The sequence below is a fragment of the Janthinobacterium sp. GW822-FHT07H11 genome, assembly GCF_058798615.1.
The window spans coordinates 3,974,927-3,988,207 of the sequence record NZ_CM179507.1 but is presented as its reverse complement, the minus strand read 5'-3'; the positions used below and the strand labels follow the sequence as shown (position 1 = coordinate 3,988,207).

General features: G+C 61.1%; 15 protein-coding genes. 8 read left to right on the top strand and 7 right to left on the bottom strand.

Features of this window, described 5'->3' with window-relative positions; all coding sequences use genetic code 11:
• Window positions 1-73 precede the first annotated feature (73 nt).
• From AC3RCJ_RS17605 to AC3RCJ_RS17595, 3 genes are read right to left on the bottom strand one after another with little or no spacing between them, the layout of a single operon-like run.
• Entirely contained in the window at window positions 74-1,078 is a 1,005-nt protein-coding gene (locus AC3RCJ_RS17605; RefSeq protein WP_492958380.1) for a tyrosine-type recombinase/integrase, read from the bottom strand.
• Entirely contained in the window at window positions 964-1,326 is a 363-nt protein-coding gene (locus AC3RCJ_RS17600) for a helix-turn-helix transcriptional regulator (protein ID WP_492958382.1), read from the bottom strand. Before AC3RCJ_RS17600 ends, AC3RCJ_RS17605 begins: the two co-directional genes overlap by 115 nt.
• Window positions 1,323-1,652, bottom strand: a complete 330-nt coding sequence (locus AC3RCJ_RS17595; RefSeq protein ID WP_492958384.1) for a hypothetical protein — start codon at window positions 1,650-1,652, stop codon at window positions 1,323-1,325. Before AC3RCJ_RS17595 ends, AC3RCJ_RS17600 begins: the two co-directional genes overlap by 4 nt.
• Before the next feature lie 176 nt (window positions 1,653-1,828).
• Here AC3RCJ_RS17595 and AC3RCJ_RS17590 point away from each other — a divergent pair, with 176 nt between their 5' ends.
• The gene (locus tag AC3RCJ_RS17590) at window positions 1,829-2,071 is read left to right on the top strand and encodes a hypothetical protein (protein ID WP_492958386.1); all 243 of its coding nucleotides are present in this window, start codon (window positions 1,829-1,831) and stop codon (window positions 2,069-2,071) included.
• Between the two features lie 143 nt (window positions 2,072-2,214).
• On the opposite strand, the gene AC3RCJ_RS17585 is transcribed toward AC3RCJ_RS17590, so the two are convergent.
• From AC3RCJ_RS17585 to AC3RCJ_RS17575, 3 genes are all read right to left on the bottom strand, one after another.
• Entirely contained in the window at window positions 2,215-2,466 is a 252-nt protein-coding gene (locus AC3RCJ_RS17585) for a hypothetical protein (RefSeq protein WP_492958388.1), read from the bottom strand.
• Between the two features lie 202 nt (window positions 2,467-2,668).
• A complete protein-coding gene (locus AC3RCJ_RS17580; protein WP_492958390.1) occupies window positions 2,669-3,103 on the bottom strand; it encodes a hypothetical protein in 435 nt (144 codons plus the stop codon).
• Window positions 3,100-3,711: a hypothetical protein gene (locus AC3RCJ_RS17575; RefSeq protein WP_492958392.1), complete on the bottom strand. Its 612-nt coding sequence runs from the start codon at window positions 3,709-3,711 to the stop codon at window positions 3,100-3,102. The genes AC3RCJ_RS17580 and AC3RCJ_RS17575 overlap by 4 nt, the downstream gene beginning before the upstream one ends.
• 179 nt (window positions 3,712-3,890) lie before the next feature.
• Here AC3RCJ_RS17575 and AC3RCJ_RS17570 point away from each other — a divergent pair, with 179 nt between their 5' ends.
• Window positions 3,891-5,291, top strand: a complete 1,401-nt coding sequence (locus tag AC3RCJ_RS17570; protein WP_492958394.1) for a purine-cytosine permease family protein — start codon at window positions 3,891-3,893, stop codon at window positions 5,289-5,291.
• A gap of 219 nt (window positions 5,292-5,510) precedes the next feature.
• On the top strand, window positions 5,511-7,172 hold the full coding sequence (locus AC3RCJ_RS17565) for a methyl-accepting chemotaxis protein (protein ID WP_492958396.1): 1,662 nt from the start codon (window positions 5,511-5,513) through the stop codon (window positions 7,170-7,172).
• A 219-nt stretch (window positions 7,173-7,391) separates the two neighbouring features.
• Here the strand turns inward: AC3RCJ_RS17565 and AC3RCJ_RS17560 are convergent, their stop codons facing one another.
• On the bottom strand, window positions 7,392-8,180 hold the full coding sequence (locus AC3RCJ_RS17560) for an IS5 family transposase (protein WP_492958398.1): 789 nt from the start codon (window positions 8,178-8,180) through the stop codon (window positions 7,392-7,394).
• Window positions 8,181-8,479: 299 nt separating this feature from the next.
• Between AC3RCJ_RS17560 and AC3RCJ_RS17555 the strand changes: the two genes are divergently transcribed.
• From AC3RCJ_RS17555 to AC3RCJ_RS17535, 5 genes are all read left to right on the top strand, one after another.
• Entirely contained in the window at window positions 8,480-9,268 is a 789-nt protein-coding gene (locus AC3RCJ_RS17555; RefSeq protein ID WP_465046802.1) for an SDR family oxidoreductase, read from the top strand.
• 82 nt (window positions 9,269-9,350) lie between these two features.
• A complete protein-coding gene (locus AC3RCJ_RS17550) occupies window positions 9,351-10,598 on the top strand; it encodes a styrene monooxygenase/indole monooxygenase family protein (protein ID WP_492958400.1) in 1,248 nt (415 codons plus the stop codon).
• Window positions 10,599-10,607: 9 nt separating this feature from the next.
• A complete protein-coding gene (locus AC3RCJ_RS17545; RefSeq protein WP_465046804.1) occupies window positions 10,608-11,174 on the top strand; it encodes a flavin reductase family protein in 567 nt (188 codons plus the stop codon).
• Window positions 11,175-11,212: 38 nt separating this feature from the next.
• The gene (locus AC3RCJ_RS17540) at window positions 11,213-11,470 is read left to right on the top strand and encodes a hypothetical protein (RefSeq protein WP_492964659.1); all 258 of its coding nucleotides are present in this window, start codon (window positions 11,213-11,215) and stop codon (window positions 11,468-11,470) included.
• 23 nt (window positions 11,471-11,493) lie between these two features.
• Window positions 11,494-13,086, top strand: coding sequence for a phytoene desaturase family protein (locus AC3RCJ_RS17535; protein ID WP_492958404.1), 1,593 nt, complete (start codon window positions 11,494-11,496; stop codon window positions 13,084-13,086).
• Window positions 13,087-13,281: the final 195 nt, after the last annotated feature.

The window sequence follows — 13,281 nt, the reverse complement described above, 5'->3', positions numbered from 1 at the left end:
CAAGTACTTACATTAAAGCCGATACATTGCGTGATCGGCTTTTTTTGTGCCTGTGTAATTAGCCTGTGTAATTTTATTTTTTGTTTTGTACTAGCATCGATAGCTTATCCAACGCAGCACGCTGCGCATCGACCTGGAGGTGCGCATAGCGCTGAGTCGTCTGCACATTGCTGTGACCGAGAATTTTGCTTATTGTATAAAGGTCTACACCCAGGCCGAGCATGATACTGGCGCATGAGTGGCGTAGGTCGTGAAAGTTCACATGCTCCATACGCGCCTTCACGCGCGCTCGGCGCCAAGCGGATTTCAGCCCATCAACACTCACTTCAAGCGGAAAGTGGGCGAGCCAAGGTCGCAGCGCGGGGATGATTGGAATTACGCGCGCCCGTAAGGTCTTTGTGTGACTCGAAGGCAAGGTGATCGTGTCAACGCCAATATCCTCTTCACGAATTTGGAACAACTCGCCGCGGCGGGCGCCCGTCAAAAGTGCAGCCCAGATGGCGGCCTGTACCTGGGCCGTGCAATGCTGAGCAATTTGCTGCACTTCATCCACCGAAAGAAATACCTCCCGCTTGTTGTTCACTTGCACGTTCTCAATTCTTAATCCGAAATTTTCGGAAATTAATCGTTGGCGCCACGCAATTGCAAGTCCTTTTTTTGCGCAGGCCAGAGAGCGATTGATGGTGGCGGGTGCATATGCGTGCTTCATTTTTCCAGTCTTTTTGTCCAGTATCTTCTGGCTCATATCTTTGATGACGTGATCCGAGAATTCTTGTGCTTGGCTTGCCTTATACTTACGAGCCCATGGCTCAAGTCGCTTTGCGTGATGTTCGGACGTCTCGGCACTACGAAGAGTTTTTGAGTGCTCCACATAGATAGCCAGAATGGCAAGCATGGGTGGGTCGCCCTGAATAATTACGGGCTTTGTTGGCGCACGCGCCACGGAGCCGCGCATTTCCGCTTCTATTCGCTTGGCATCACGCGCAGTTGTGCCTTGCGGCAGGATATGGTGAAATCTTTTGCCGCCGACCATAAAGCCGATGTGCTTCCTTCCGTCCTTGTCGTCCCAGATGGACATTGGTTGTTCTCCTTTAACCAGTTCTTGCATTCTTCAAGGTCGTAGCGCTTGGAGCGCGCACCGACCGGTGTATATGGCAGCCCGGCCTGCTCGAGGCGGCGGATCGTAGATTCGCTGACGCCGAGTGCGGCGCAGATCTGTTGCCTGTTGAGTTCGCCGGCCGTGTTGGCGGTGCGCTTGCCGCCAGCCTTGTCCAGTGCCGCCACCATTTCGGCGATGTGGCGCATTTCGACTTCGCTCATGTTCATGGCGCGCTCCCGGCCGCCACGTCAGCAGCGTGTTCCGGGGTGGCTTGCTCACGGCCAGCAGCAACCAGTACGCGGAATACGTCGCTGTTGCGCAGCAGCGCGCCTGGCTCATTCAAGCCCCACAGGACAGGCAGCGCCGATATTTGATCCATCAGCCGCCCGATGATCGGCTGGGGTGCAGCCGCCGGCAGCGGTGAGCGCTTCGGCTTCGCCGCCTGCTTGGCGCGGATCACCTCCACCTTCGTCCAGATCCTGGCCAGCTCAGTCTCGCCGGCCGCATGCATATCCAGGCCCTGGGCCAGGCATAGGGCGGCTAGCGTGACCATGACGCCGCCTACTTCCTGCGCGCGCTCGCCGACTGGGCGGCCGAAAACATAGTCGACCAGCTGGTGCGCCTCGCTGGCCGTGCAACCACAGCTGGCGATGACTGGTTCCTGCTGGCTCTGCACGAAAGCGAGGACGGCCCGGTGGCATGGTTCGCCCGCCGTGCGCCGGTGGCGCAATGAGTGGGCGCAACCCAGCGCCGCCGCCGGAAACCCCGGCCGAGGCCGCCTACAAGTTGGACCGTGCAGTGCTGCGCGCGATCCACACCTGCCAGCCCGTACTGTTCGAGGGCAAGCAGCACCACTTGCGCGCCATGGGCGCCCAGGTGCTGGGCGGTGGTGTGTCTTCCGTGATTTACCTGATGGGTGACGCGACAGCGCGCCAGCCCGGTGAAGTAACCTTTTTGGAGCATGCAGAATGATCAACAACGAGCAACGCAATCCACCTGCCCGCGCAACGCCCACCGATTCATTCCAGGGCCGCGTGCAGCCTTGGATGATAGCGTGCTTCGGCGCCGAAATTTCGGCCGATGGCGCCGAGCGCAGTCACCGCTTCCTTGAGGAATCACTGGAACTCGTGCAAGCATGGCGGCGCGGGCTGCCAGGCGGCAATTGCACATGGATCACCATCACCGTAGCTATCGAACATGGCCGGCGCGTCACTCTCCATCCATACCATCTGCATCAGTAGCCCATGGGAATGGAGCCATTTCTTCACATTCTCGACGTCGCCATCATCAATAGCCGGCAGGTCCGGATGCGCATATGATCCGTTGGCATCGCGCACGACCGGCGCCCATTCAATAAGCTTGCTCATATTTACCTTTCAGGTTGTCGCGGCCAGGACGCCCGCCAGGGTCGCCGCCACGTAAATCAGGATCAGGGCCGCCGCCACGCGCGCGGCGCCGGGTCAGCGTTCACTGTTCGGCACTTCGTCGTTGTCGGTCATTGCGCATTACCTCTAGGGTTTCGACTTCCGACCCCGTGCACCCCATGCACGCACCCTGCGGCCGCCGGCTTCATGACGCCACCTGCACAGCACGGCCGCCGCGCCACCGCCAGCCTGGCGCAATTTGGCTGTAGCGCCACATGCCCATGCGATCGCTGGTGGTCATGCGCGGCCACGGCTTGCCGCCAGACTCCCATTCCGGCCCTTCCCAGTAATCCGCCGGCAAACGGGCGTGATCGTAATGCCGCACCCAGCCGACCCGGGAATCATGCCCGTACCACTCGCCATCAAAGTCCTGACGGCCAAATTCCGGGATGCCACTGATGCGCTGCCACAGGGCATATTCAGCTGGCCGGTGCCGGCGCAGCCACTTGCCACGCTTCCAAGGAAATGGATCGTCGGTGACGCCAGGCTCGCTCGACGGTATGTACTTCGTCGTATCGCCATGGCTGCGCAGCAGCTGCACCGCGCGCTTGGCCTGCTTCTTGTAGATGCGTGGGCTCATGGCAGAACCTCGCGCAGGTACTCCGGCGCGGGCTTGCCGCGCCAGGCGCAGAAAGCCGCAATGTCATCGCGGTCCACCGTCACGTCTTCGTCGCCGAAGACCCAGCGGGCCACGCCCGCGCCGCCGGGGAATTTGAAGGTGACCACGCTTCCGGTGCTATGGCGGCTACCGAACTGCGTTCCAGCCTCCAAGCGGCGGCCGTCGAGATTGGCGTATGCGTGCAGCATGGTGGCGCCGGAAAACTTGGCGTCGAATACTTCAAGCAGCGCCACATCCGCAGCGGTGCTTGCCGGACCGGCGCCTGCTAGCGCGACTACCAAGGAAGCAGCATGAGTGGCAGCGCTCGCCCGCCGGCGCGGGCCGCCGTCAAGTTGACGGTGGAGCATCGGGGCGAGCGCCCAGTGCTGGTCGGGGCGCGATGCCATTTCTTCGAAGTGAACAACGCCTTGCTTTTCCCGCACTGGCAGGCTTAAAGGATGCGCCTGAATCTCGGGGAGGGCGCTGCTTTGCGCTTTGAGCCAGGGCAAAGCCGTAGCGTCGAATTGGTGAGTCTGGACGGCGATGGCGAGATCTGGAGTGCTCCCGGCTGACCGCGTAGCTGCCGCCATGCCGTCTGCGCATGGGCAGGATATTTGCCAGACTAATTCCAATTCTAAGCGCCATTTATTTGACTAATATTTTACCCCCTGACTATACTGAATTCGGTTGCATGAGATCGATTTGAGCGCGCTCAAATCCCGATTGCCGGCCTGATCGCTTTAATAAAATAATGAAAAAGGAGACAACAATGGCAGTGCAGACATTACAGAGCAACAAGGAAGATCATGCTCTGGAGAGCGTTCCTATCGGGGAACGACAGAACTGGCTCACCTTGAGCTGGAATACGGCGGGCATCGCTACCACGCTGGTGCAGTTGTTTTTCGGTGCCCTGATCACCTTCGTTGCCGGCTTTCAGATCGCGATGCTCGCTGGCCTGTTCGTCACCTGTGTCGGCGCTTTGATGGGTTGGTTGACGGGACATGTGGCGTACAAGACGGGATTGTCAAGCACGGTTTTGGCCCGCTATTTCGGTTTCGGCAATCAAGGTTCGGTCGTCGCGTCGCTGATCTTCTCTTTCATGATTATCGGTTTCCTGGCGCTGGAAAACGCCCTGTTGTACAAGGGGCTGATTTTCTATTTCGGGTTGGAGGACACGCTGGCCATGAAAGTGATCATCTACGGGATACTCACCGTGTGCTGGATTTTGCTGACCGCTTATGGTTTTGCCTTGGTGTCGAAGGTGTCTTCCATCACGCTGGTTGCCTTTTTGTTGGTCCTGGTCTACATGACGGCGCGGGTGATGGAGCAATCGACGGCCGATATCGGCACGCTGATGTCGTTCACTTCCCAGTTTCCCGCCGATGTCCTGAAGGCGATGGGGGCCGATAGCGATCTTGGTAAATTCATCTTTGCCGTCAACATCCTGATCGGCTCGGCCGGCGCCCTGGCGTTGGTTGACGCCGACATCGGCCGTTATGCAAAAAGCTCGTCGCAAATCGGCATCGCGGCCTTGATCGGCAACATCGCCATGGACGTGGTGATGGTGGCCATCGGCGGTGTGTTCATGTATGCCGGCGTGCCGGCCCTGGTCGAGTTCTATATCGCCAAGGGCATGGCCCCCGATGTGGCGCACAAGATGGTGCTCGAGAGCCCCGATTCCATCGCCGCCGCCTTCATCGTGTTCGGCGGCGTCATCGGCAGCCTGCTCATGGTGCTCGCGCAGGGCAAGGCGCAAGTGCTCAATACCTATAGCGCCTCGCTGTCGTTGTCCAATCTGTTTGACGCCACCGTCGGCTGGCGTCCTGGCCGCGTCACGTTCGTTATTCTGGCGAACATCATCGGCCTGGTCATGCTGTACGGAGAGTTGCTGGCGCTGGTGAATGCCTGGATCACTCTGCTCGGCGTGCTGACCACCTGCGTGAGCGCAATCATTATCTGCGATTACTTCTTCTTCGCCGACCGCAGCGCCGCGCTCAAGCAAGGCGTCCAGTCCGTCAATTGGGCCGGCGTGATCACGACCATCGTCGCAACGGCGCTTGCGCACTATGTGCTCAAGGAGCATTTGCCAGTCGAATTCTTCACCGCCCTGGTCGCTTGTCTGGTTCTGTATCCGGCACTGCGTGCGTTTGTTTTTCGCCGCCCGCGCTGAGCCGGCGCCTTACATCGCGTACTGAAGCAATTGCAGGGGCCGGGGCTGGCGTGTGCGCGTGGTGGAAAAAACAGCGTCGCCGGTGGCGCTGCGAAAACCATGATATGCACGCTTCCCTGCTTTGGGCACGATCTCTTCGCCAGGAATCTTGAATGATTCCTGGCGAACCGCGATGCATGTTGCTTCAAGATCTATCGTTCATTTAATTCGAGAGCATCCATGTCAAATCATATGACCATTCGCACGCGGCTTGTTTCGGGACTTGGTGTCACCGTCGTGCTGTTTTTAGTCGCCGGTATGCTGACTTTATGGCAGTTACAAGAAGCCAACGCGAATCTGAAGTTAGTGGTGAACGAAAACAATAGAAAACTATATTTGACACAGAACCTCGCGGATTTACTTCATATTGGCGTGGAATCGACACTGATCACGATGATCACAAATGACAGCGCGGCGGTGAAGGCGGCAGTGCACGCGGGCGGTCAGGCGTACACTGTCTATAAGGAAGAGATCGAGGAGTTGCGCGTGTTGAGCCTCGGCGATCCCGAAGGCGGTCGGCAGGTAAAGGGATTGCTCGAATGGACGCGGGCCCGTTCCGGGCCGGATTTTGATCGGTTTATTGAACTGATCAATCAAGGCAAGCGCGACGAGGCCAGTGCCTGGTTGATTTCAAGGGCCAAGCCGGCCATGGCGGAGCTGCAGGCCAGGCTTAAAAAATTGGTGCAATACCAGTCAGATGAGAACCTGAGACTTCGTGATACGACGCAGAATAATTATCAGTTAGCGAAGCGCATCAGCGGCGGGGCGTTCCTGCTGGCGCTGATCAGCGGTGTAGTGGCGGCCGTGACCTCGTTGAGAGTGTTGCACAAGGAATTGGGCGCCGAGCCGCGTGATTTGGCCCGGTATGCTGCGCAGATCGCGGCGGGCGATCTCGGTGAGCCGATCACGGTTCGGCCAGGCGATAGTGTAAGCGTGATGTCAAACATCGCGCGCATGCATGCCAGTCTGGCTGGGATCGTGGCAGGTGTGCGCGGTGCCAGTGACAACCTGGCCAGCGCCTCGGCGGAAATTGCCCAGGGCACACTCGATCTCTCCAATCGTACGGAACAGCAGGCCTGCGCGCTTGAAGAAACCACGGCATCAATGGATGAGCTTGGTAAAACGGTGCGTGACAACACTGAGAGCGCTCAGACGGCGAACCAGTTGGCGCAGACGGCGTGTTCTGTGGCAATTCGTGGTGGCGATGTGGTGGGGCAAGTGGTCGGTACCATGCAAAGCATCTCGGATTTCAGCCACCAGATCGGCGATATTATCGGGGTCATCGATGGCATTGCCTTCCAGACCAATATCCTCGCGCTCAACGCGGCAGTGGAGGCGGCGCGCGCCGGCGAGCAGGGCCGTGGCTTTGCCGTGGTGGCGACGGAAGTGCGTTCGCTCGCCGGCCGTAGCGGCGAGGCGGCCAAGGAAATTAAAAACATGATTAGCCGAAATATGGAGCAGGTCGCGCGGGGCGCCGTGCTGGCAGGGCAGGCGGGCGGCGCCATGCAGGAAACCGTGGACGCTATCAAACGCGTCGGCGACATCGTCGAGGAGATCAACGCGGCGACGCTGGCGCAAAGCCATACCATTCGGCAGGTCGGCGGCGCCATCCGCCAAATGGACCAGATGACGCAACAAAACGCCGCGCTGGTGGAAGAGACGGCGGCAGCCTCGGCCAGCCAGCGCGTGCAGGCAGAACAACTGGTACAGGCTGTCTCCGTGTTCAAGCTTGCGGATCATGCCGGAGTGCGGACCGGGTCGCTGCCGCGCGGCGAAATGATACTGGTGGCCGGCGGCGTTAATCGTTTGAATGGGCGGGGAGGGCCAACCACGGAAGCTTGATAGTTGCATCGATGCGCATTGCCAATGCCAGAATCTAATAGCAAAGGAAACGCGTACGCGCTGTGGGGGCCAGCGATTTGCAAAGTCTTGCAGGTCGCCCGTCCGGCTACTGGTGGGCAGGTCTAGGGTGCGGAGAAGGTCTGGCGCCAGCTACGCCGCGAAGGGGCGTTGTTAAATTAATCGACGCCAGGAAAAAACGTCTCCAGTTTCCGTCCGTTTTTAGATTTTTATCGACACCGGCATGCCGAAGCTGGTCATCCTGTTCAGTGCGGACGCACTGATCCACGCCTCCGTTTTCTGGCGCGCCAGAGCAAGCGCTTTCATCGTGTTGCCGAAGATCCGCTTGTAGCGCTGCATCGCCAGCACCGCCTGCGCTACCGGCTCGCCGTCGTAGGCGCCATCGCCCATGAACGTTTCAAACGGTGTCGTGATTTGATCGAGCAAATCCGGCACGGCCGTCGTGTCGCCCACATCCGGCGTCGTCAGTTCGCACGCAAGAACCTGATGATGTTCGTTGATCGCCAGATGCAGCTTGCGCCAAGTGCGCCGGGCGGCGACGTCATGTTTTTCCTGGTGCCATTCGTCTTTCCCGTATACCTTGAGCCCGGTGGAGTCCACGATGACGAAGTTACCAGGGTCCAAGAATTTGCTAAAGGCATGTCTTGGCAAACCGATGCTTCGCTTGGAAATGCAGCTGAAATCCGGAATGCTGATCTCAAATTTCAGGGAACGGGCAAGCGATTTCATGAAGCCTTCGGTCTGCCGCAATGCCAGATGAAAAACCTGTCGTATGAACAGCGCGGTCTCGATTGCCACATTGGAATACTTTGTTGGTCGGCCGCGCGAACCGGTCTTGGCTGGGCACCACTGGGCAATCGCCTCCTCGGTAAACCACATCGTAAAGTCGCCACGCCGCCTGAGCGCGGCGTTGTACTCAGGCCAGTTCGTCACCTTGTAAAGCGGCTTTTCGAACTTGTGGCGACGCTCTTCGCTGTGTCTGTACGGCACGGGTCTACCTGGGAGAAAATGATGCCAGATTCTACACTCCTATGGCGACCGGTCGAATTATTCAACAACGCCCGACAGCTTGCATCATTGTGCCCGATGGCCCAATTTGGCGCGCATTTGCATGGCCTGTGACAGTGATCGTCACGATCGGTTCGTTGTCAACGTTGGCCACTCGTTGCTCACCCCTTGCATATCTGCACTTTGCGGATAGCCGGTGCGGGATCTGGCTAGTCCGACCCCATCGTTGGTTTGATAATCAAACCGTTATCCAAGAAAAACCAACAACAGGGAGATGGGCGATGAAAGGATTGACAGGCAAGACGGCTATCGTTACCGGCGGCGCCACCATGATCGGGGCGGCGGTCGTCGAGGTGCTCAGGCAGGCCGGTGTCAAAGTGGCGGTGTTCGATATCGACGGCGTCAACGCCGCCAAGGCGGTGGCGCAGCATCCAGCCACGACGCGCAGTTGGGAACTCGATATCACCGATGACCGCCAGGTCGAACAGGGCGTGGCCGAAGTGGCGGCGCATTTCGGCAGCGTCGATTTCCTGGTCAACCTGGCTTGCACCTATACCGACGGCGGCGCCGGCGCCGGCCGCGCCGACTGGCAGCAGGCGCTGAACGTGAACGTGGTCAGTGCCGTCATGATGGCGCGCGCGGTGCGGCGCGAAATGCTCAAGGCGGGCGCAGGCGCCATCGTCAACTTCACCAGTATCTCGTCGCGGGTGGCGCAAACAGGCCGCTGGCTGTATCCGGTGTCGAAGGCGGCGTTGGTCCAAGTGACGCGCAGCATGGCGATGGATCTGGCGCTCGACCGCATCCGCGTCAACTCCGTCTCGCCGGGATGGACCTGGAGCCGCCTGATGGATGAGCTCACCCATGGCGACCGCGCCAAGACAGACCGGGTCGCCGCCAGTTACCACATGCTGGGCCGCGTCGGCGACCCGGAAGAGGTGGCCCAGGTGGTCGCCTTCCTGTTGTCGGACCATGCCAGCTTCGTCACCGGCGCCGACTATGCGGTCGATGGCGGTTACTCCGCGATGGGGCCGGAACAGGCCCTGCCGGCAATATCGCGTTTGATGGAATAAGCGGGGCGCCATCGACCCCGCAGGGCCGGCTGTCCTGGTGACGGACAGAACGGTAAAACTAATATAAATCTAGGAGAACGATATGCGCAGTATTGCAATAGTAGGTGGTGGACAAGCCGGCTTGCCGCTGGCGTTGGGCTTGTTGGCGCAGGGTTATCAAGTGACGGTAGCGACCAACCGGACGCCGGACGACATCCGCGGCGGACGCGTCATGTCCAGCCAATGTATGTTCGATCAGTCCTTGCAGATCGAGCGCGACCTCGGCCTGAATCAATGGGAGGCGCAGTGCCCGCCTGTGGAAGGCATCGGCCTGGCGGTGCCGCATCCCGAGCTCGCTGGCGAGAAAGCGATCGACTGGAGCGCGCGGCTGGACCGCCCGGCCCAGGCGGTCGACCAGCGCATCAAGATGCCGGCCTGGATGGAGCTGTTCGAGCAGCGCGGCGGCACGCTGCTGATCGAGGATGTCGGCGTGGCGGAGCTGGAGCGCCTGGCCACCGAAAATGATCTGGTGATCCTGGCCGCCGGCAAGGGCGAGGTAGTCAAAATGTTCGAGCGCGACGCCGCCCGTTCGCCGTTTGACAAGCCGATGCGCGTATTGGCGCTGACCTATGTGAAGGGCCTGCAGCCGAAGCCGGATTATTCACGGGTCGCGTTCAATCTGATTCCCGGCGTCGGCGAGTATTTCGTTTTTCCGGCACTGAGCGTGAACGGTCCCTGCGACATCATGGTCTTCGAAGGCGTGCTGGGCGGTCCGATGGATTGCTGGCGCGACATCAAGACGCCGCAGGACCATCTGGCGCAAAGCCTGAAGCTGTTACAGACATATCTGCCGTGGGAAGCCGATCGCGCCAGGCAGGTCGAACTCAGCGACGCCAACGGCTTCCTCTCCGGCAGCTTCGCGCCGACTATCCGCAAGCCGGTGATGACGCTGCCATCGGGCAAGCTGGTGTTCGGCCTTGGCGACGCCGTCACTGTCAACGACCCGATCACGGGGCAGGGCTCCAACAACGCCACCAAGGCGGCCAAGGTCTACCTCGACGCCATCCTAGCGCATGGCGGGCAGGACTTCTCGCGCGCCTGGATGGAGGAGACCTTCGAGCGCTTCTGGGACTATGCGCAGCATGTCGTGACCTGGACCAACACGCTGCTGACGCCGCCGGCGCCGCACATGCTCGAGCTGCTCGGCGCCGCCGGCCAATGCCCGCCGCTGGCCGGCGCCATCGCCAACGCCTTCGACAATCCGCCGGACTTCTTTCCTTGGTGGACCGATGCACAGGCGTCCCGGCAATTCATCGCCACCAAGATGGCGTCCATGGCAGTGCCGGCCTGAGGAGAGAACATGAATACCATGACCGATATGCGCGCTTGTGCGCCGCTGGCTGGCGCTCAGCAAGCGATGGACCTGCAGGGGCATCTGCCCCATGACACCAAGGCGCTGCGCAATGCCCTCGGCTGCTATCCGACCGGGATCGCCATCGTTACCTGCCGCACCGCCGAGGGGCGCGCCGTGGGATTGACCATCAACTCTTTCGCCTCGCTGTCGCTGGATCCGCCGCTGGTACTGTGGAGCCTGGTGAACCGCTCGCCCAGCCTTGCGGCGTTCAGCCATAGTGAGCACTTCAGCATCAACGTGCTGGCCGCAGGGCAGGCCGACCTGGCGCGCTGCTTCGCCACTTCGTCCGTGCCTGACAAGTTCGCGCAAGCGCAGTCCTTCGACAGCCCGGAGGGCGTGCCACTGATCCCGGACAGCCTGGCCAGTTTCGTCTGCTCGCGGGAGCAACTGCAGGCCGGTGGCGACCACACGCTGTTTGTTGGCCGCGTGCTGCGCTACTACACCGGCAGCGGCGACCCTGTCGTGTTCCACCGCGGCCAGTTCACCCAACTGTCGCCGGCGCTGCCGTGCTGAAGCAACCGCTGTCAAGCGAAACCATGAAAGAGACGCATATGAACAGCTCGCCGTTACTCCAGTTGGTGCAGGCGCTTGCCAGCGGTGCACTGAAGATTGTCGACCTGACGCAGATGCTGAGCCCGCAGACGCCGGTGCTGCAATTGCCCGAACAGTTCGGCCAGTGCGCGCCGTTCCAGTTGCAAGAGGTGTCGCGCTACGATGAGCGCGGCCTGGCCTGGTACTGGAACAACTTCTCCTGCAACGAGCACACCGGTAGCCCGCTGCGGGTGATCGCGCTGATGCAGTCCAATTAGTGGGTGTCGACAGGAGCGTTCTCATGAACATCAAAATGACGGATGTGGTGATCGTCGGCAGCGGTATCAATTCGCTTGTGTGTGCGGCGCTGCTGGCCAAGCGCGGCAAGTCTGTACTGGTGCTGGAGCGTAACGCGGTTGCTGGCGGCTGCATCCGTACCGAGGAGTTGTTTCCCGGCTATCTGCATGACGTGATGTCTTCCTGGTATCCCCTGTTCGTCGGCAGCCCCGGGTATGCGGACCTCAAGGACGAGCTGCAGGCGGCCGGGCTGGAATTCCTGCGCTCGGACTACAGCACTGGCGTGGCCATGCCGGATGGCCGCGGGCTGGCGCTGAAATGCGACATCGGCGACGCCGTCGAGCGCATCGAGCGCTTGGCCCCAGGCGACGGCCTGGCCTTCGGCGAGATGGCGCGGCGCTTGTTCGGCGAGGACGCCGCCCTGACTTTCGGCTTGTTGAGCCATAACCCCTACGGCCTGTCGGTGGCGTGGTTGCTGGCCAAGGAGTGGCGCAAGCGCGGCGTCGACGGCCTGGCCCAGTTCGGCGCGGAGGCGCTGGAGAGCTTCCGGCGCTGGTCCGAGCGGGCCTTCGGCGACGAATTGACGCGCGCGCTGGTCGCCCCCTGGGTCCTGCACACCGGCCTCGGTCCGGACGAGGCGAGCTCCGCGCTGATCGGCAGGCTCACCTTTGCTTCGGTGGTGGCCGGCGGCATGCCGGTAGTGCGCGGTGGCAGCGGTCGCATCGTCGAGGCGCTGCAGCGCGTCATCGAGCAATATGGCGGTCGCGTGCTGACCGGCGTCGACGTCGAGCGCGTCCTGACGAAGGGCAAGGTTGCCACCGGCGTCGCCGTCGCCGGTGGCCAGGTCTACGAGGCGGCGCAGGCGGTGGTGTGCAACGTTACGCCGCCGCAGTTGTACGGACGCCTGTTGCCCGAGGCACCGGGGCCGTTGCGCGCGCGCGCGGCCGCCTATCGCTTCGGCCGCGGTGACATGCAACTGCACTTCGCGCTGAGCGCACCGCCGGGGTGGCGCGACGCGGAAATGCTGAAAGTACCCTTGGTTCACCTGACGGAAAGCATGGAAAACGTCTGCGCTTCGGTGGTGGAGGCCAACAACGGCCTGCTGCCGCGCCATCCGACGCTGGGCATCGGCCAACCGTGCGCGGTCGATCCCTCACGCGCGCCGAAAGGCGGCTGGATACTCTGGATCCAGATGCAGGAGTTGCCGAGCCGCTTGCGCGGTGATGCGCTAGGCGAGATCGCAGTGCCTTCCGACGGCCGCTGGACCGAGGCGGTGCGCGAGGCGGTGGCCGACCGGGTCCAGGCCCGGCTGGAGATGGTCATGCCTGGGCTGTCAAAGCTGATCGTCGGGCGGCGCGCCTACTCACCGGCCGACCTAGAGAGCATGAACTGCAACCTAGTGGGCGGCGATCCGTATTCCGGGGTCTGCTCGCCCGACCAATTTTTCTGGCTGCGGCCGTTTGCTGGCGCCGCCGGCGCGCGCGGCCAGCAGACCGCCTACCGCAAGCTGTTCCACATAGGCGCATCGACCCATCCTGGGCCAGGGCTCGGTGGCGGCTCCGGCTACCTGATGGCGCAGCAGTTGGAACCGCGCTAGCAGCTAGGTTGGGAAAGAATTTTTTACCGGCGTGTAACTGCAACGCGCTGTCGGGAGCGCACGCCAGTCGCAACCTGGTGCCCGACGCAATCAATCCAACCAATTATAAGGCCTGTCCAGGCCGGGAGAGAAAATGAAACTAGCTATTGAAATAAGCCGCGCCGCCTTGGCCACCACCTTGTCCTTGTGCGGCAT